Raw genomic sequence first — 17,673 nt, 5'->3', positions numbered from 1 at the left:
AGACATACAAAAACAACGATAGGTGAATGACAATGAACGCTTCCCCAACGACCTGGCTGCGCCTGAGTGCGCTCGCCATTGGTGTTTCCTGCACCACCGCCGCACTGGCAGAAACCATCACTATTGGCACCGTCAACAACGGTGACATGATCCGTATGCAAGCCCTGTCTTCCGAGTTTGAAGCCGCCAACCCGGGTATTGAACTGGAATGGGTCATACTGGAAGAAAACGTCCTGCGTCAGCGTCTGACGACTGACATCGCGGCCAACAGTGGCCAGTTCGACGTTATGACCATTGGCATGTATGAAACCCCCATTTGGGGTGCCAACGGCTGGCTCGAGCCCATGGACAACCTGCCAGCAAGCTACGACGAAGCCGATCTGTTCCCGTCGGTAAAAGCCGGCCTGTCGTCTGATGGTCAGCTGTATGCACTGCCGTTCTATGGCGAAAGCTCCATGACCTATTACCGCACCGACCTGTTTGAAGACGCAGGCCTGAGCATGCCAGCGTCACCCACCTGGGATCAGGTGCGTGAGTTTGCCGTCGCGCTGCACGACCCATCGAACGAACAGTACGGCATCTGCTTGCGCGGTAAAGCTGGCTGGGGTGAGAACATGGCGCTGGTAAGCACCATGGTCAACGCCTTCGGTGGCAGCTGGTTCGATATGGACTGGAACGCCCAACTGGAAACCGACGAATGGAAGAGCGCCGTTAATTTCTACGTCGACCTGCTTGGCAATTATGGCCCTCCAGGTGCCAGCAGCAACGGTTTCAATGAAAACCTGGCGCTGTTCAACACCGGCAAATGCGGCATGTGGATTGATGCAACGGTAGCCGGTAGCTTCGTTACCGATGAAAGCCAATCCAACGTAGCGGACTCCGTCGGCTTCGCTGCCGCACCTAGCCAGGTAACCGAAAAAGGCAGCGGCTGGTTGTGGGCCTGGGCTCTGGCGATTCCGGTCAGTTCAGACGAGAAAGACGCGGCTCAGAAATTCGTTACCTGGGCCACTTCGAAAGAGTACTCGGCACTGGTTGCAGACCGCCACGGCATTGCCGCCATTCCTCCTGGCACGCGTGTCTCTACTTACGAAAACCAGGAGTACCTGGACGCCGCTGAATTCGCCAGCATGACGCTGACGCAAATGCGCAAAGCCAACCCGGATGATTCAACCCTCGAACCGTCGCCCTACACCGGCGTTCAGTTTGTCGCCATCCCCGGCTTCAGCGGCTTTGGCACCACGGTAGGGCAGCAGATCTCCGGTGCCCTGGCGGGAAGTTCAACGGTTGATCGCGCATTGGCCAATGCCAATACGGTCGTGAACCGTGAAATGCGCCGCGCTGGATACCAAGACTGATCCGGTAGTAGCGACTAAATTGCCGGTATTCGAATTGTTGTACAGAGCGAGCGGCGGGTGCCGGTGACGCTTCTGCAGGGAAGTCCGCAACATGGATGTTGCGGCCTAGGCCCCATGGAAGGGTTCACGCCGACCCTGCAGAAGCGTCACCGGTAGCCGCTGCGGACCAAAGCCAACTAAGTGAACTCCGGCTCTTGATTGATGAGTGCCGCCCGAAAAGGCGGCCAGGCCTTAACGTGGACGTACCCTAGTCATGTCTCAGCTCTCTAGAAATGCCCGAGCGGCACGCTTTCTGGTTGCACCCTCGGTACTGCTCTTGCTGGCATGGATGACTGTGCCACTGGCAATGACGCTCTATTACTCGACGGTCAATTTTAATTTAACGATCCCGGGTTTGCGCAATTTCGTCGGTTTCGAGAACTACATCTTTTTCTTTACCGACCCCAGTTTCTTCGCCGGCATGTCCAATACTCTGGTGCTGGTAGGTTCTACTCTGTTGATTACCGTCGTGCTTGGCACGCTCATCGCGGTGCTGATCGACAGCCCCTTTCCGGGCCGAAGCCTGGTGCGCATCTTACTGATTTCACCTTTTTTTATTATGCCAACGGTGAATGCCCTGATCTGGAAAAACCTGCTGATGAATCCGGTCAGCGGTTTCTTTGCTTTCCTGTCAAAAACCTTTGGCATGACTCCGATCGACTGGTTCACCGACGTGCCCATGCTGGCGATTATTCTGATCGTTTCCTGGCAATGGCTGCCTTTTGCCATTCTGATTCTGATGACGGCCATGCAATCGCTCGACCAGGAGCAGCTTGAAGCCGCACGCATGGACGGTGCCGGACCCGTGGCTATTTTCCGGCACATTACCTTGCCACACCTGGCACGACCGCTGGCGGTAGTGGTGATGATTGAAACCATTTTCCTGCTGTCCATATTCGCCGAAATTTTCACTACGACAGGTGGTGGCCCGGGAACTCAGACCACCAATCTGGCGTATCTGATTTATTCCCAGGCGCTGCTGCAATACGACGTCGGCATGGCCTCGGCAGGCGGCATCGTCGCCGTGGTACTGGCCAATATTGTGGCGATTTTTCTGATTCGCATTGTCGGCAAATCGCTGGCCGGGGAATAGGAGTTCGAGATGAAGTTACATACTGAAAAAGTCGTCAAACTGACGCTGGTTACCATCGTCTCCTGGCTGGTCGCGGCGCTGATCTTCTTCCCGATTTTCTGGATGATACTGACTAGCTTCAAAACCGAATTGAATGCCTTCTCCTCACCGCCAAGTCTGTTTTTCTGGCCAACACTGGAGAATTACTCAGTGGTGTTTGAGCGCAGCGATTATCTGCGTTATGCCTTCAATTCGGTGGTTATCAGTGTTGTCTCGTCCATTCTGGCGATGGTGATCGGTATTCCGGCGGCCTATTCCATGGCGTTTTTCCCCACCAAACGAACCCAGGGTGTCTTGCTGTGGATGCTGTCGACCAAGATGCTGCCTCCGGTGGGTGTGCTGGTGCCGATCTATTTGCTGGCACGGGATACCTCGTTGCTCGATACCCGCACCGGTCTGGTCATTATTTACACCCTGATCAACCTGCCCATTGTTATCTGGATGATTTACACCTACTTCAAGGATGTGCCCAAAGACATTCTCGAAGCTTGCCGGATGGATGGCGCCAGCCTGTGGCAGGAGATTCGCCATGTGCTGGTTCCCATCACCATGGGTGGTTTGTCATCCACCTTTTTACTGTCGCTGATTCTTAGCTGGAACGAGGCGTTCTGGTCATTGAATCTGACCGCGTCGAAAGCGGCGCCGCTGACGGCCCTGATCGCCTCCTACTCCAGCCCTGAAGGGTTGTTCTGGGCTAAATTGTCTGCGGCGTCAACACTGGCGGTCGCGCCCATTCTGGTGTTCGGTTGGATCAGTCAGAAACAACTTGTTCGTGGCTTGACCTTTGGTGCTGTTAAGTAGTGTGGGTCCTCGTTAACGGAGCCTTCGGGCTCCGTCTTTTTCCAGATTTGTTGCAACCCGCCGGTTCAATGGCGGGTGATTAAGGAGTTTTTTGTGTCGCAATCGAATGTCCTGGCTATCGCGGAGTTGACGGCAGATACCTGCCCACCGGCGTTGCACTGGCCCGCCTATAATCGCTCTGACGTGGTGCCGGGTATTGCCCATATTGGTGTTGGCGGGTTTCATCGAGCGCATCAGGCGCTCTACCTGGATGACTACATGGCCCGTACGGGCGAGTTAAACTGGGGCATCTGCGGCATTGGCATTCGCCCGGCCGATAAAGGCTTTCTGGATACTCTGGCCCGTCAGCACGGGCTGTATACGCTGACCGAGAAAGATGATGACGTCATTCGCGACCGGGTGATCGGCTCGCTGACCGACGTATTGTTCGCACCGGACGACCCGCAGCGGGTTGTCGACACTCTGGCGCAGCCAGGCATCCGCATCATCAGCACCACCATCACCGAAGGCGGATATTTGTACGACTTCGAACAGCAGCGGTTCTTTCACGATCACCCCGATGTTCAACACGACCTGAGCAACCGGGAACAGCCGAAAACCATCTACGGGTACCTGTGGCAGGCGCTCGAAGCGCGTTCAAAGCTGGGTGCCGGCGGTGCGGTAACACTGCTGTCGTGCGATAACGTGCCGCACAATGGCGATGTGTTTCGCAAAGCATTGCTGAGCTTTCTTGAACAGGCTGACGCAACCCTCTGCGACTGGGTCAGCTCGCAGGTGTCGTTTCCGAACTCGATGGTCGATCGTATTACGCCAGCGCCCGGCGTGGCTGACCAGCAGGCCGTGCTTAAACGCCATGGCGTGGTCGACCCCTGTGCTGTCGGCGCCGAAACCTTTATTCAGTGGGTGATTGAAGATAACTTCAAAGCCGGTCGCCCGGCCCTGGAACAGGTTGGTGTGCAGTTTACGTCCGACGTATCGCCCTATGAAACGGCCAAATTGCGGCTGTTGAATGGCAGCCATCTGATGATGGGCTTTATTGGCTATCTGGCGGGCTACACCCGGGTGGACAACGCCATTAAAGACCCGGTCATCCTGCAGTTGGTCGAAGATTACATGACGCTGGATGCGGCCCCAACCCTGACCCCCATCGCTGACATGCCGCTGGATGCCTATCAGCGGCAATTGATCGAACGATTTGGTAATTCGAAAATTGCCGACCAGCAGCAGCGTATCTGTTCCGATGGCTATGCCAAGCTGAAGAATTATCTGATGCCCGTGCTCGCTGATGTCATGGCCGCTGGCGGTGACACCAGCCGTCTCAGTTTGCTGTTCGCCAGCTTTTTGAAGTATCTGGACGGCGTTAACGATGCAGGCGAACCGATGCCGATCATCGAATTTAATCTCAGTGAGGCGCAACGCGAAGCCAGCTCGGCAGATCGTCTGTCGTTGCTGAAAGTGGATGCCCTTTTCGGCGAGCGCCCCGACGATAACCGCACTCGCTTTCTGGAAGATGTAGCCAGCCACCTGGCCGGCATTCGTTCCCGCGGTGCTTACGTCTACTTGCAACGGATGATGCAGGGCGGATGATGCAGGGGTAAAGCAGTAACAGCACAGCAGGGTGGCTATTTGTCGGTCGGAGGGTATCCTGTGTAAGCGACTGGAGGAACTGTATGAGCGCAATCAAACCGGAATACGAAGCCGTTTATGAAGCCCAGAACAGCTTTCGGTATCTGGCGCACGGTGCCGACAGTTCTCTGGTGCGCTGGCATTACCACAACGAATACGAACTGCACCTCATTCTGACCACCCACGGCAATGCCTTTATTGGCGATTACGTCGGCCCCTTTACGCCCGGCTCGGTGTTCTTATGCGGCCCCTACCTGCCGCATAACTGGGTCTCGCTGGGTGACTTTCAAACCGGTATTCGCGACCGGGTGATCAACTTCTCCGATGAGCGCATTCAATCGCTGATTCAGATCCTGCCGGAAATGAAATCGCTGCAAACCATGCTGGCCGACTCGCGCTACGGCATTGAATTCTCCAAGGAAGCCAGTGCCCGGGTGATGGATGAGTTTGCCACCATCGCTGGACTGAAAGGCCCGGCCCGGGTGTTGTCTTTCCTCAACATAATGTCGGAACTGGCGCAGTCGCAGGATTATTGGCCGCTGTCGAGCCGCTCGTTCGAGGAGGAGTCAGATTCATTGATGGAAGGCCGGGTCAATACCGTGGTTAATTACATCATCCACAATTGCACCCGGGAACTGAGCCTCGAAGAAGTGGCCGGTGTGCTCGGTCTGGCGCCGACCTTCTTTTCACGCTGGTTCAAAAAGGCCACCGGATACCGCTATATCGACTTTCTGACCCGCTTGCGCATCAGCCGCGCTTGCGAGCATCTGGAAGTGACCGATCGCCCCATCACCGAAATATGCTTCGACGCCGGCTTTGCCAACGTCGCCAACTTCAACCGGCACTTCCTGAAGATAAAAGGTATGACACCCCGCCAGTACCGGGAGTCGATCGAGATTCGCGGCCGAACCATGCAAAAGGTGGTCTTACAGCGTTAGCCTTGATCCTGCACCCACTTAGTGGGTATAAAGGGTGTCAGCGGGGAGCAAACCCCTACCGACCCACCCGGATGTGAAGGATCATAACGCCATGTCGATCATCGCCATTGGCGGCGGTGAACTGAAGGATCAGGAAACCCTCTTGCTCGATCAGTTCATCGTCAAACAAACCCAGAAAGCCCAGCCCCGTGCCCTGTTTATACCCACTGCCAGCGGCGATGCACCTGGCTACATTGAAGCCTTCGATCAAATTTACGGTCTCTTGCTCGGGTGCGACACCCGGGCTCTGTGCCTGAGCCGGGCGCTTTCTCCGTCGGCCATTGCCGACCTGGTTGGCTGGGCCGATCTGATTTATGTGGGTGGCGGAGATACCCGTTCCATGATGGACCAGTGGCGGGCGCACGGGCTTGACCGCCTGCTGATCGAAGCCGAGGCCAGCGGCAAGGTGCTGTGTGGCCTCAGTGCTGGCGCGATATGCTGGTTCGACCTCGGGTTCAGTGATTCCAATCGCTTCGACTCGCGCGGCGACTGGGCTTATACGCGGGTTGAGGGGCTGGGGCTGTTGCCCGGCATGCTCTGCCCGCATCTCGACAGCGAGCAACGCGCCTTGCCATTGATGCAGGATTTACTGGCCAACCCGGTGCAGACGCTGGCGCTGACAGACGGTGCCGCCGTCGTGGTCAGTGACGGGCAACTGTCGATACTGGAGGGGAAGGACCGCGCCGCGGTCTATCGCATTACGCCCGCTACCGACGGGTTGAACTGGAGCCAGCTTCGCTGACGGTCGCGAACCCGGCCACAGGCTGGCCATCACTGTAAAAAAACACCGGAAACCCGCTGTTTGAGTCGCCAAACCGTGACCGGGTCGACTATAGTGAAGGGCCATGGTAATTAAATGGCTGTGCATCATGCAGTGTGTTTCCCAATTGCGACGTTGGTGCCACCGGCAACGCCGGTTCTTCACGCAAAATCCGTTTGAAGCGTTGCGTTCTGTTCGTCACGCCCGCGGTTCGGGCAGTCGGCTTATAACTGGACTTCCTTTACTGGTCTTCAGTCTGGGCGCGACGGCCTCCGCTACCGCCACCACCTTACCTCCGCTGCAGTTAGTTGATCAGGCGGGGCAACCCGTCAGCGACGCCGTGGCACGCATTGAGCAGTCACAAACCTCCGCCGCCCAGGAAGGCCCGGCGGTCGCGGTGATGGATCAGGTTGAGCTGAGCTTCAGCCCCAAGGTCATTGCCATCAGCACCGGAACCCGGGTGCAGTTTCCCAACAGCGATGACACCCGCCACCATGTCTATTCATTTTCGCCCGCTAAGACCTTCGAGCTGCGGTTGTTTCGCGGTAACGAAGCGCCACCGGTCGAGTTTGACCAGGCCGGTCTGGTGGTCATCGGTTGCAACATTCACGATGCCATGGTCGGCTACATCTATGTGACCAATGGCCAGGTGTATGGCGTGACCGATGCCGACGGTGGCCTGATGCTGCCCACCTTCACAGCGCCCGAGTCAGCTGAACTGCTCATCTGGCACCCAGATATGGACGACCCGCTGGCAGTGCCGCTGGCCGGGCTTGATACGTCCGGAGACCTTCTGCGAATTGAACTGCCCATGACCCAGCGCCAGCCAGAGCCAGCATCAGGTGCTGCCGGCGGGTTGCGCAACCGACTGCAACAATACAAGACCAATGACGATTAGCTTTCGAACCCGGCTGCTGCTGATTTTTACCGCTGTACTGGCTGTCACCCTCACCGCGACTACGCTGTCTGCTTTGCGGGCAACGGATGCCAATACCCGCGCGAACGCCACGCGAGAGCTGGCGGTGGCCGAGCGTGTGTTTCAGACCCTGCTCGATGAAAACAGCCGAGAACTGACCGACAGAACCACCTTGCTGGCCGAGGATTTCGGCTTTCGCGAGGCCATTGCCACCAACGAAGAAGACACCATCATCAGCGTGCTGGCCAACCACGGTGATCGCATTGGTGCCGATCTGATCATGCTGATGTCGCCGCAGGGCGAGGTGTTGATCAGCACCCACGACATTGGCGCCGACCTTGGCCGGGTGCGTGCAGGCCTTGGCAACCAGGCATCGGCGTTTTCACTGTTAACCCTGAGCGAGCATCAGCCCTATCAGATGGTGATGGTGCCGGTGGATGCGCCCCAGCGGGTCGCCTGGGTCGGCATGGGGTTCCTGCTGGACAACGATCTGCTGAGCCGGTTTCGGGACATTACCAGCGCCAATGTCACCCTCATTTACCGCGAACGGGAAACGGGCAGCAACTCGGACATACAAACGCTGAGCACGCTGCCTACTCAGCCTCTGGCTAATGTTGACTTGCTCGGCCCTTACGACGAGGTCCTCAGTCAGGCATCCCGGGAGTTGCGTGAACAGGGCCTGCTAAGTCGCTACACGACTCTGCTCGATCAACCGCCCGTGCACCTGGGGGCCTTACTGACGGTGTCGCTGGCCGACGCGGTAGCAGCGAATACCCGGCTGCGTACTCAAATGCTGTTAATCGCCCTGGCGGCGCTGGTGGCCGCTGCCGTTGTCACTCTGTTCATAGCTCGTGGTATTACCCGGCCGATTGACACCCTGGTGGCCGCCGCCAGACGCATTGCCAGCGGTGATTACCAGCACAGCGTGTCACTGCAAAACACCAATGAGTTCGGCGTGCTTGGGCAAACCCTCAACACCATGCAGAACGATATCCAGCAACGCGAGCGACATATTTTTTACCAGGCCCGGCACGACCTGAAAACAGGCCTGCCCAATCTGGAACAAATGGCGCAGCGCTTTGCCGACTTGACGCCGGACGAGCAGCACCCGCTGGTGGTTGTGCTGGTGCGCCTGGAAAACGTCAGCGCGCTCAGCGATGTCTATGGCCTCGCCTTTACCGACGAGATCGTGCGACTGGCCGCCGAGCGCCTGGTGCACCGTTTACGGTCCGGCGACATTGTGGGCCGGGTGGGCACCAATGAGTTTCTGGTGTTGGCCGATGCGCAGCTTGCCGGGGAGTGTGATCAGGCATTGGCGGGGTATCTGGCGGTGTTTGACCAGGCCATTGAACACCAGGACATCGATGTGTTGCTCGATGTTCGCATGGGCCAGGTGATGTGCCCCGAACAGGCCGGCAGTTTTGAAGATGCCCTGCGTCGTGCCAACATCGCCGTCAGTGATGCCAGAGTGCATGGTCAGGCGCTAGAGCGTTACCAAATCGGGCGCGATGAATCGCACCTGCGGCAATTAACCGTCACCAACCGCTTGCAGCACGCCATCGAACATGGTGGTTTCGAGCTGTTGTTTCAGCCGCAATACGACCTGCGCAACCGCCGCATTCATTCGGCCGAGGCGCTGTTGCGCTGGCACGACGATCAGTTGGGCCGAATGTTTCCGGATGAGTTCATTCCGCTGGCGGAGCAGTCGGGTGACATCACCCAGATTACTGAATGGGTTGTCACCGAGGCCATTGCCCGGATGACCGCCTGGCGAGAGGAGGGGTATGACCTTGGCGTCAGTATTAACCTCTCGGCCCGGGATATTCTCAACAGCCACTTTATCGACCGGGTGATCGAGCGAACCGCCCATGCGGGCTTTGAGCGCAAACAGCTGATGCTGGAAATTACCGAGAGTGCCATGGTTACAGATACAGAGCTCGCCCTGGCTCACCTTAAACGCCTCTATGATGCGGGTTTTGACCTGGCGATGGACGACTTCGGCACTGGCTATTCGTCGCTGGCGCAACTGAAAACCATGCCAATACACGAACTCAAGATCGACAAGTCCTTTGTGTTGAAGCTCGATGAAGATCAGGATGACCAGAACATCGTGCGCTCAACCATTGAGATGGCACATCACCTGGGGCTGACCGTTATTGCCGAAGGCGTCGAAAACCAGGCCGCACTCAAATTGCTGGAACAGATGGGGTGCGATGCCATTCAGGGCTATTACCTGAGCAAGCCGATCGCGATTGCCGATCTGAAACCCTGGCTCGCCGCTTTTAATGAAACCACACTGGAGTCTAGTTATGGTTAACCGGTACCTGAATCGGGCTTTGCTGGCCGGTGCAGTGCTGTCGCTGCTGGCACTGGCTCCGGCCTGGGCTGGCAGTAAGATTCTGGCCACCTCAGCCGCCACTCAGATTGAAGGTGCCGCCGGCGGTGGTCTGGTGCCCTGGGCCGTAATCGGCGGCTATGGCAGCGACGGTGAGTGGGGCGGTGCCGCCAGCCTGACCCGCGTTGGCCTGCCGGACTTTCAGCTGGGCACGGCAGCGGTGCATGCCGGGATTAACAACCGTTTTGAGTTCAGCTTCGCGCAGCAGACATTGCAGGTGGAAAACCTGGATCGTGTCATAGAGCAGCATGTTTACGGTGCAAAGGCCCGAATTTTTGGGGATTTGATTTATGAGCCCTGGCCACAGCTATCTGTTGGGTTTCAACACAAAGTGAATTTGAATCAATTTGTGATCCCAGGTGCTGAATCTGAAGGAACCGACTTTTACTTTGCAGCCTCTAAGCTTTATCTGCATGCGATATTTGAAAGGAATTTGCTGTTGAACGGCACCTTTCGCTATACCGACGCTAATGAAACCGGTTTTCTCGGGTTTGGCGATGGCACGGGCGCTGACCCACAACTCATGGCCGAAGCCAGCGCAGGCCTTTTTCTGAATGCGAACTGGGCATTGGGGGTTGAATATCGCCAAAAGCCAGACCGGCTGAACCTGGGCGAATCGGACTGGCGCGATGCCTTTGTCGCCTGGTTTCCCAACAAGCAGGTAACCGTGGTCGGAGCCTATACCGACCTAGGCAAGGTCGCCCTCTGGGATGACCAGGCGGGCTGGTATCTGTCGGTTCAAATCAATAACTGAAGGTGACTGAATTCATGCGACTGATGACCTCCATCGTTCTGGTGGCCCTGGTGGCGGCCTGCAGCACTACGCCCACCCAGCCGACTTTGTATGAGCGCCTGGGTGAGCAGGATGGCATTACCACCATTGTCGATAACCTGTTGTACGAAATTGGTGGCAACGACACTCTGCTGCCTTTTTTTGCCAAGACCGACATCGGCCGGTTTCGCGAAAAGCTGATCGAACAGCTGTGCCAGGTCAGCGACGGCCCCTGCGAGTACACCGGCGATAGCATGGCGCAGGTGCATGCGGGTATGGGCTTGGATGACCGTCATTTCAACGCCCTGGTAACCGACCTGGTGGTGGCCATGGACGAAGCCGGCGTGGCGACCGGCGCGCAGAACGATCTGTTGTCGCGGCTGGTGCCAATGTATGACGAAGTCATGAACCCGGACGCTTATCTGGAGTCTGGTACCACACCGGAAGCGCCATAATCCGGCTATACTGATGATTCAAGACTGTGTTCCCGGGTCGTTGGAACAACCAACCCCGGGGCCGGGCAGGGATACCCGCTTAACGTTTGCCGCCATTGGCAGGCAGACACCCAGCCATATCCACTGCAACGGGGCCCGCCATGACTGACGTACGAGGCCTTAAAGCCTGGCTGAAAGTGATCGCCAAGCTCGATTTGCCGTCATTAAACTCGGTGGTGAAGGCCATCTGTGAACTCAGTGACGACGACGACAGCAGCGCCGATGAATTCACCCAGATCGTGCTGCGCGACGCCGACCTCACCTCTCAGGTGCTCAAAGTCGCCAACTCGGTGCATTACAACCGCAGCTTCAGCCCGATCAAGACCGTCTCCCGCGCCATTGTTCAGATCGGTTATCTGGATCTGAAGAACATTGCCCTGGCCACAACGCTGATTGATGGCTTTCTAGACGGCAAGCCCCGGGACCGGCTGATCAATAACCTGGCCCGTTCTTTCCATGCCGCCGTGCAAGCGCGCGCCATCGCGCAGCAGTTGAACAGCGACGATCATGAAGAAGTCTTTATAGCCGCCCTGTTGCTGCGTCTCGGTGATCTGGCCTTGCTGGCCACGGGTCGGCCTGAAGTTGAAACCTTTATGGCTGCACGCGATCTGAGTCCGGCCGAGGCACACAGCCTTGCGCTGGAGCATCTGGGTGTCGGAGTCAAAACCCTGAACCGGGCGTTGATTCAGGAGTGGGGGCTGGGGGATCTGGTACTGAAAGCCAGTGATGACACTCACAGTGCCGACCCCTGGGTGCGCTCGGTTCAGTTTGGCGATGAAATCAGCCAGACCATTCATCTGGGCATCGACCATCCTGAGATGCGCAAGGTTATTCAGCGCATCAGCCAGTTTCAGGGCCGGAGCAGTGTCGATGTGCGCGAGCATATTTTGCTGATGGCAGAAGAGGCCTCGTCGGTAGCCACCACTTACGGCGCCGAGCGACTGCTGCAAGCCTTACCACAACGCGAAGCCATAGAGGGCGACGCTCCCGACGTTAAAGCGACCGACTACGATATGCAGCGCTTTCTGAATCGCATCAGCCGCTGCATCATGGATGTCGAACCCTTGCCCCGCCTGCTGCAACTGGCGGTTCATGCCTTGCATCGGGGCGCCGGTTTTGGGCGGGTGGCCCTGTGGTTGAGCTCCGCACGGGATCACCGGCTTGAACCGGTCATCGTTGCCGGCGACGATGTCGCCCGCTGGCGCGATGTGTTGAAGCTCGATCTGAGCACCCTGCAGCAGGATGAATCACTGACTTTGTTCCTGAAAGCGCCGGAACCCCGGTGGTACCGCCGCAAAACACCCACCGACGGCGTCATGCGGCGGTTGCTTGGTCCTGTTGACGGGATGATGGTGCCGGTGCAATCACCGGAACGGCTGGTGGGGGTGATCTACGCGGATAACGATGGTGCGTCACTTACCGAACGCCAGTTCGAGGAATTGCAGCTGGTGGCGAACCAGATCAATCTGTATTTGCAGTTTAATATGCCTGCACAACCAAAAAGCGGCTGACGAGTCAGCCGCTTTTATCAGATATATCCGGTTAAAACACCGCCCATACTTTGCACGGATTAAAGCGTCGGTGTCCGGTCACTTTGCAGGGCATCGAGCACCGGGCTGGCTTCAATGCTGGTCAGGCCATTGGCATCAGTGATGTTTTCAAACGCCAGTTGCTGCTGCACGGCGGTGGTCACCGAATCGGCTTCTTCTGCTGAGCCGATCGCCGGGTTCCCCGGTGTCAGCCGTTCATCCTGAATGGCATTGAACGATTGCTGGAGTTGATCGATCTGTGTTGATTCCGCTTCCGAGAAGCGTTCCAGAGCAGAGATGGTGCCATTCAACGTGGTCAGGGTGTCGCCCCGGTCACGCACGAAAAAGCTGCTATCGGGCAGCGGGCCCAAATCTTCAATGCCCTGGCCAAAGGGGTCGCTCAGCGCCCGTTCACGCAGCGCCTGCAAGGCTTCTGCAGCCTGGGCGCTTAACTGCTCACGGCCTTCTGTAAGCTCGGTGCTGCCGCCTTCAGCGATCTGATCGCGTTCGCTGCGTAGCTGGTCGACCACTTCGCCCCGGCTTTGCTGGGAAATGGCCAGACTCGAGGCTTCCTGAACCAGAGAGCGCTCGGCGCTGGTGCGCCGGTCGATTCGGGTATCGACCTGAACATCGGGAGCGGGTGTCTGGCGCTCCTGGGGTGAGGGTTCCTGCCGGGCAGGCGTCGGCGCCTGGGGCGCACGTGGCTCCGGCCGATTGATCGAACCCAGGGTGGCATTGCTACCCGTTACGTCCGTCAACATCTGCTAACCTCCCAAGCGTTTGTTGAATGTCTTATACAAAGTTTAGGGGTGTTTGGTTATTTTTCAACCAGCCTTCTGCATCCGAATGCGGTTTAGCCGAGTATTTACCCTAACTCGACACTTTATCAATTAGCAACGGTGACCCTCTGCAATGACCGAGTCCGATTCCCTAAGGCTACTGATGCGAACGGCTGAAGGCGACGCCCAGGCCTTTCGCCAACTCTACGACCACACCTCCGGCAAGCTGTTTGCCGTCAGTCTGGGCATGATGAAACGCCGCGATCTGGCCGAAGACGCCGTTCAGGATGCGTTTGTCCGGATCTGGCATAACGCCGGTGAATACCGGGCCGAAAAAGGTGTGGTGCTGACCTGGATGATCAGCATTGTGCGCTACCGGTGCCTGGATCTGCTGCGGTCTGCAAAAGCGCGACGCGAGCATTTGACCGATGGCGATCTGGATCTGGCCGATGAGCCGGAAGACCATGCCACCCCGGAAGGCGCCTTGCATGCCGGTCGTGACCGGGTACGCATTGACGAGTGTCTGGATGAACTGGAAGACCAGCAACGCCATGCCATTCAACTGGCCTACTTTCGCGGCATGACCCACCAGGAAGTCTGCGGTCAGCTGGACTTGCCGCTGGGGTCGGTAAAAAGCTGGATTCGGCGTGGCCTGCAACAACTGAAACGGTGCCTGGAATGACCCAACAACTGTCCGACAGACGGCTCGATACCCTGGCCGCCGAATACGTACTCGGAACACTCGATGCCGATACCCGGGTCAAACTGCAACGCCTGATGATGACCAGCGACCGGGCCCGCCAGGCGGTCTGGCGCTGGGAGCGGGAGCTGAATGCACTGGGCGCCAGCCTGAACGATGTTCAGCCAGGCCCGGTCGTCTGGCAGCGGATTGAGGCAAGCCTGGGCCTGGCTGGCCAGGCGAGGGCCGACTCAGCCAAGGCGGAGCCGCGACCCTCCCGGGTCGGTTCAAGCCGAGGCTGGAATCCGTTCCAGCACTGGGTCTGGCCCGCCATTGCGGCAGCACTGGTACTGGTCATGGTGAGCTGGAATACCTGGCAGGTTCCGCAACCGGCCCCGACGCAGGTCGCGGTTATTCAGGATGCCAGCGCCCGGGCACTCTGGTCGGTTAGCCTGACTGAACAGGATCTGGTGGTTACCAGTACCCGCGAGGTAACGGCCAGCTCCGATCGCGACTACCAACTCTGGTTGGTAGCGGCCGACGGTCGAGCCCCTGTCTCTCTGGGTCTGTTGCCGGAAACGGGCCAGCGCCAGCTAGCGCGCAGTGCGCTGTTTGATACGGCTACGGTTGACGTGCTGGCGGTCAGCCGTGAGCCGGAAGGTGGCTCGCCCACCGGCCAGCCGACCGAGGTGCTGTACTCAGCGCAACTGGTCAGGCAATGAAACAAGGGGGCGGTTCAGGGGCAGTGAATTGTTCTTAACCGGCCCCTTTAAAATACAGGTTTCGGCATAATCACGGAACAATGCCATACTCATGGCGAACAGGGCCTACATATTGCCCCCGGGAGCGCCATTATGCCGATACTCAGAGACGACCATACCGCTGCGCTGGCAGGAATTCATGCCCAGGGCGGCGAGCTGCTGGAGCGAATTCAGGATGTGCTCGACCAAAGCACCCTCTCGGCTCCGATTGAACGTTTGTTAAGAACCACAGCGGTGCGCCGCGAAACCCTGCTGCTGGATGTCGAAGTGCTCGAGCGCGAGCGTGGCGACCTGCCCAAGGCCGCCAACACCGAACGTGCTCTGCTTGAGGCCATTGCGGACTGGGTGCATACCCAGCTGACCGACGAGAGCAGCCTGATCCGCCGCCTGACCGAAGCCGAGACCCAATGGCGCCAGGTTATTCTGGAGGCACTGGAACAGGATTGGACTGACCAGGAACAGGATGTACTGCAGGCACTGGTAGAACACAGCGACGAGTTCATCGACGAACTGGCCGTGTTGCAAACGACGCTGTAGCCAGGTTTCTGCGCCCAGCTGTGACCCGCTGGGCATTTTAGCGGCCCAGAGTTAGGTTTTTGCGCCACTTAAGGTAAGCTGGCCGACCTTGGATTAAGGGATTAGGGATTGGAACATGAAACAGTCGATGGAAACGCGCTCGTTTCTGGTGTTTTTACTGATCGTTACGGTGCTGTTCGGGCTGGTGCTCGAACCGTTTTGGGGGGCCATCTTCTGGGCCGCCGCTGTCTCTGTCATTTTTTATCCGTTGCAGCAGCGCCTGGTGCGTCGCTTTAACGGGCGGCGCAATCTGGCGGCGATTACCACCTTGTTGTGCTGTATGTTGATCGTAGTGATTCCGGTGCTGTTGATTCTGGCACAGGTCGTTCGCGAAGCCATTGGGGTGTATCAGGGCATTCAGGATGGAGAAATGTCACCCGGTGCTTACCTCGACCAGATTCGCACCGCTTTTCCGATCATTCCGGAAACGCTCGAGCGACTGGGCATCGACACCAACAACCTGCGCGAGCAGATCTCCAGCTTCAGTGTTGCTGCGAGCCGCTATTTGGCTCAGGAGACACTGACCTTTGGCCAAAGCACCCTTTCTTTTGTATTGCACCTGGGCATGATGCTCTATCTGACGTTCTTCCTGTTGCGCGACGGCGATACCCTGATCGAACTGATGGTCAAAGCCCTGCCTTTGGGCGATGAGCGCGAACGCCGCTTGTTCGATAAGTTCGCTGAAGTCACTCGGGCGACGGTCAAGGGCAACCTGGTTGTGGCCATGGTGCAGGGTGCGCTGGGGGGCTTCATCTTCTGGGTGCTGGGCATTCCCGCCGCTATACTCTGGGGCGTGATGATGATGGTGCTGTCGCTGATTCCCGCCGTCGGTGCAGCCCTGGTGTGGGGGCCGGCGGCCATCTACCTGTTTGCTGTGGGCGATGTTGTGGCGGGCATTGTGCTGGTGCTTTATGGCGTCATCATCATTGGCCTGGCCGATAATATTCTGCGCCCCATTCTGGTCGGACGGGACACCAAGCTGCCGGATTACCTGGTGTTGTTCTCGACCCTGGGCGGTATTGCACTGATGGGCATCAATGGCTTTGTCATCGGGCCGCTGATCGCCGCTGTCTTCCTGACCTTCTGGGATATTTTCATGGAAGAATTCAATACCGATGTGAACCAGCCAGTGCCAGACAATCAGACCGCAGAGGCTGGCACCGCCGAACAAGGCCCCTAACGCGGTGGGCGGGCTGGTTGCTTTGCCCGTCCCGTCAGGAACACTCCAATGCCGCCCAGTAACAGCCCGGTGGCGATCAGTAGTTGCGTCGTCAGAGGTTCCAGTACGATGATGGCGCCACCCACCGCCGCCAGAATCGGCACACTCAACTGCAGCACGCTGGCCTGAATGCCACTGAGTACAGGCAGCACGCTGTACCAGAGCGCGTAACCGATGCCGGAGGCCAGTGCACCCGAGGCAACGGCCAGCCAAAAGCCGTGCGATGAAATCAGAATCGAATCGGTAAAGGGTAGATACAACAGCAGGGCGAACGGCGCCGCCCGAACGAAGTTACCGGCCGTATCGGCCAGCGGCTGGCTTGAACCGCGCCCGTTCAGGGTGTAGAACCCCCAGGCAATGCCACTGATGACCATTAGCATAAACCCGAGCCGGGTTGGAGCTGTCAGCCCCGGCACGATCAGGTACAGAAAGCCGCCCACCGCCATCCATAGCCCCAGCCACTCCAACCCGGTCAGGCGTTCACCCCGCAGCAGGCTGGTGATGATCATCGTCAGTTGCACCGTACCGAACAACAGTAAGGCGCCGGTGGCGGTATCGAGCTGCACGTAGGCGAAACTGAAACTCGCCGCGTACAGCCAAAGAAAACCCGCCCCACGCCACGAACCGGCGAGCACCAGAGCCGACATACGCTTATGGCGATGCCGCAACGCTAGAATGACCACCAGCGTCAGCGCACCGGACACCAGCCGCACGGCGGTAAACGACGCTGCATCAATACTCAGGGTGCCCAGTGCCAGCCGGCACAACACTGAATTGGCGGCGAATGCGAGCAGTGCGAGCAAGGTCAGAGAGGCGTGGCGGGGTGGCAGCATGGCGGAACCGTATCAGAACTGTGGGGCGCC

At 58.0% G+C, this 17,673-nt stretch carries 17 protein-coding genes; 15 read left to right on the top strand and 2 right to left on the bottom strand.

What is annotated here, in order from left to right; all coding sequences use genetic code 11:
* The first annotated feature begins 32 nt into the window (after nucleotides 1-32).
* The 11 genes from ABJT94_RS06220 to ABJT94_RS06170 all read left to right on the top strand — a co-directional run bounded on the left by ABJT94_RS06220 (nucleotide 33) and on the right by ABJT94_RS06170 (nucleotide 12,778).
* Nucleotides 33-1,355 carry a sugar ABC transporter substrate-binding protein gene (locus ABJT94_RS06220; protein ID WP_348474824.1) on the top strand — a complete coding sequence of 441 codons (1,323 nt, stop codon included), beginning with the start codon at nucleotides 33-35 and terminating at the stop codon, nucleotides 1,353-1,355.
* A 253-nt stretch (nucleotides 1,356-1,608) separates the two neighbouring features.
* A complete protein-coding gene (locus ABJT94_RS06215; RefSeq protein ID WP_127556906.1) occupies nucleotides 1,609-2,487 on the top strand; it encodes a sugar ABC transporter permease in 879 nt (292 codons plus the stop codon).
* Between the two features lie 9 nt (nucleotides 2,488-2,496).
* Nucleotides 2,497-3,327: a carbohydrate ABC transporter permease gene (locus ABJT94_RS06210; RefSeq protein ID WP_348474823.1), complete on the top strand. Its 831-nt coding sequence runs from the start codon at nucleotides 2,497-2,499 to the stop codon at nucleotides 3,325-3,327.
* Nucleotides 3,328-3,420: 93 nt separating this feature from the next.
* Nucleotides 3,421-4,914: a mannitol dehydrogenase family protein gene (locus tag ABJT94_RS06205; protein ID WP_348474822.1), complete on the top strand. Its 1,494-nt coding sequence runs from the start codon at nucleotides 3,421-3,423 to the stop codon at nucleotides 4,912-4,914.
* An 83-nt stretch (nucleotides 4,915-4,997) separates the two neighbouring features.
* Complete coding sequence (locus ABJT94_RS06200) at nucleotides 4,998-5,891, top strand: AraC family transcriptional regulator (protein WP_348474821.1); 894 nt, start codon at nucleotides 4,998-5,000, stop codon at nucleotides 5,889-5,891.
* Between the two features lie 91 nt (nucleotides 5,892-5,982).
* Nucleotides 5,983-6,672 (top strand): peptidase E, encoded by a 690-nt coding sequence (locus tag ABJT94_RS06195; RefSeq protein ID WP_348474820.1) that lies wholly within the window; start codon nucleotides 5,983-5,985, stop codon nucleotides 6,670-6,672.
* Nucleotides 6,673-6,775: 103 nt separating this feature from the next.
* Entirely contained in the window at nucleotides 6,776-7,588 is an 813-nt protein-coding gene (locus ABJT94_RS06190; protein WP_348474819.1) for a methylamine utilization protein, read from the top strand.
* On the top strand, nucleotides 7,578-9,923 hold the full coding sequence (locus ABJT94_RS06185) for an EAL domain-containing protein (RefSeq protein WP_348474818.1): 2,346 nt from the start codon (nucleotides 7,578-7,580) through the stop codon (nucleotides 9,921-9,923). The genes ABJT94_RS06190 and ABJT94_RS06185 overlap by 11 nt, the downstream gene beginning before the upstream one ends.
* A complete protein-coding gene (locus ABJT94_RS06180; RefSeq protein WP_348474817.1) occupies nucleotides 9,916-10,755 on the top strand; it encodes a DUF3034 family protein in 840 nt (279 codons plus the stop codon). The genes ABJT94_RS06185 and ABJT94_RS06180 overlap by 8 nt, the downstream gene beginning before the upstream one ends.
* Nucleotides 10,756-10,769: 14 nt before the next feature.
* Entirely contained in the window at nucleotides 10,770-11,228 is a 459-nt protein-coding gene (locus tag ABJT94_RS06175) for a group 1 truncated hemoglobin (RefSeq protein WP_348474816.1), read from the top strand.
* A gap of 140 nt (nucleotides 11,229-11,368) precedes the next feature.
* Nucleotides 11,369-12,778, top strand: a complete 1,410-nt coding sequence (locus ABJT94_RS06170) for an HDOD domain-containing protein (protein ID WP_348474815.1) — start codon at nucleotides 11,369-11,371, stop codon at nucleotides 12,776-12,778.
* Between the two features lie 59 nt (nucleotides 12,779-12,837).
* On the opposite strand, the gene ABJT94_RS06165 is transcribed toward ABJT94_RS06170, so the two are convergent.
* On the bottom strand, nucleotides 12,838-13,557 hold the full coding sequence (locus ABJT94_RS06165; RefSeq protein ID WP_348474814.1) for a hypothetical protein: 720 nt from the start codon (nucleotides 13,555-13,557) through the stop codon (nucleotides 12,838-12,840).
* Between the two features lie 151 nt (nucleotides 13,558-13,708).
* On the opposite strand from ABJT94_RS06165, the gene ABJT94_RS06160 reads away from it, so the two are divergent.
* From ABJT94_RS06160 to ABJT94_RS06145, 4 genes are all read left to right on the top strand, one after another.
* Nucleotides 13,709-14,257 carry a sigma-70 family RNA polymerase sigma factor gene (locus ABJT94_RS06160; protein WP_348474813.1) on the top strand — a complete coding sequence of 183 codons (549 nt, stop codon included), beginning with the start codon at nucleotides 13,709-13,711 and terminating at the stop codon, nucleotides 14,255-14,257.
* The gene (locus ABJT94_RS06155; protein ID WP_348474812.1) at nucleotides 14,254-14,976 is read left to right on the top strand and encodes an anti-sigma factor; all 723 of its coding nucleotides are present in this window, start codon (nucleotides 14,254-14,256) and stop codon (nucleotides 14,974-14,976) included. Before ABJT94_RS06160 ends, ABJT94_RS06155 begins: the two co-directional genes overlap by 4 nt.
* A 132-nt stretch (nucleotides 14,977-15,108) precedes the next feature.
* A complete protein-coding gene (locus tag ABJT94_RS06150) occupies nucleotides 15,109-15,552 on the top strand; it encodes a hypothetical protein (protein ID WP_348474811.1) in 444 nt (147 codons plus the stop codon).
* A gap of 115 nt (nucleotides 15,553-15,667) precedes the next feature.
* Nucleotides 15,668-16,771 (top strand): AI-2E family transporter, encoded by a 1,104-nt coding sequence (locus tag ABJT94_RS06145; RefSeq protein ID WP_348474810.1) that lies wholly within the window; start codon nucleotides 15,668-15,670, stop codon nucleotides 16,769-16,771.
* On the opposite strand, the gene ABJT94_RS06140 is transcribed toward ABJT94_RS06145, so the two are convergent.
* The gene (locus tag ABJT94_RS06140) at nucleotides 16,768-17,643 is read right to left on the bottom strand and encodes a DMT family transporter (RefSeq protein WP_348474809.1); all 876 of its coding nucleotides are present in this window, start codon (nucleotides 17,641-17,643) and stop codon (nucleotides 16,768-16,770) included. The genes ABJT94_RS06145 and ABJT94_RS06140 overlap by 4 nt on opposite strands.
* Nucleotides 17,644-17,673: the final 30 nt, after the last annotated feature.

It is taken from the genome of Saccharospirillum sp., from assembly GCF_039982735.1.
In the GTDB taxonomy this organism is placed as follows: domain Bacteria; phylum Pseudomonadota; class Gammaproteobacteria; order Pseudomonadales; family Natronospirillaceae; genus Saccharospirillum.
The sequence above is the reverse complement of the archived record's forward strand: the minus strand, read 5'-3'. Positions and strand labels throughout refer to the sequence as shown.

Bases quoted from the DNA above. Each gene is read 5' to 3' on its own strand.
- ABJT94_RS06160 (WP_348474813.1), top strand. From the start codon at position 13,709: ATGACCGAGTCCGATTCCCTAAGGCTACTGATGCGAACGGCTGAAGGC.
- ABJT94_RS06210 (WP_348474823.1), top strand. From the start codon at position 2,497: ATGAAGTTACATACTGAAAAAGTCGTCAAACTGACGCTGGTTACCATC.
- ABJT94_RS06155 (WP_348474812.1), top strand. From the start codon at position 14,254: ATGACCCAACAACTGTCCGACAGACGGCTCGATACCCTGGCCGCCGAA.
- ABJT94_RS06145 (WP_348474810.1), top strand. From the start codon at position 15,668: ATGAAACAGTCGATGGAAACGCGCTCGTTTCTGGTGTTTTTACTGATC.
- ABJT94_RS06195 (WP_348474820.1), top strand. From the start codon at position 5,983: ATGTCGATCATCGCCATTGGCGGCGGTGAACTGAAGGATCAGGAAACC.
- ABJT94_RS06200 (WP_348474821.1), top strand. From the start codon at position 4,998: ATGAGCGCAATCAAACCGGAATACGAAGCCGTTTATGAAGCCCAGAAC.
- ABJT94_RS06190 (WP_348474819.1), top strand. From the start codon at position 6,776: ATGGTAATTAAATGGCTGTGCATCATGCAGTGTGTTTCCCAATTGCGA.
- ABJT94_RS06185 (WP_348474818.1), top strand. From the start codon at position 7,578: ATGACGATTAGCTTTCGAACCCGGCTGCTGCTGATTTTTACCGCTGTA.
- ABJT94_RS06180 (WP_348474817.1), top strand. From the start codon at position 9,916: ATGGTTAACCGGTACCTGAATCGGGCTTTGCTGGCCGGTGCAGTGCTG.
- ABJT94_RS06175 (WP_348474816.1), top strand. From the start codon at position 10,770: ATGCGACTGATGACCTCCATCGTTCTGGTGGCCCTGGTGGCGGCCTGC.
- ABJT94_RS06215 (WP_127556906.1), top strand. From the start codon at position 1,609: ATGTCTCAGCTCTCTAGAAATGCCCGAGCGGCACGCTTTCTGGTTGCA.
- ABJT94_RS06220 (WP_348474824.1), top strand. From the start codon at position 33: ATGAACGCTTCCCCAACGACCTGGCTGCGCCTGAGTGCGCTCGCCATT.
- ABJT94_RS06140 (WP_348474809.1), bottom strand. From the start codon at position 17,643: ATGCTGCCACCCCGCCACGCCTCTCTGACCTTGCTCGCACTGCTCGCA.
- ABJT94_RS06150 (WP_348474811.1), top strand. From the start codon at position 15,109: ATGCCGATACTCAGAGACGACCATACCGCTGCGCTGGCAGGAATTCAT.
- ABJT94_RS06165 (WP_348474814.1), bottom strand. From the start codon at position 13,557: ATGTTGACGGACGTAACGGGTAGCAATGCCACCCTGGGTTCGATCAAT.
- ABJT94_RS06170 (WP_348474815.1), top strand. From the start codon at position 11,369: ATGACTGACGTACGAGGCCTTAAAGCCTGGCTGAAAGTGATCGCCAAG.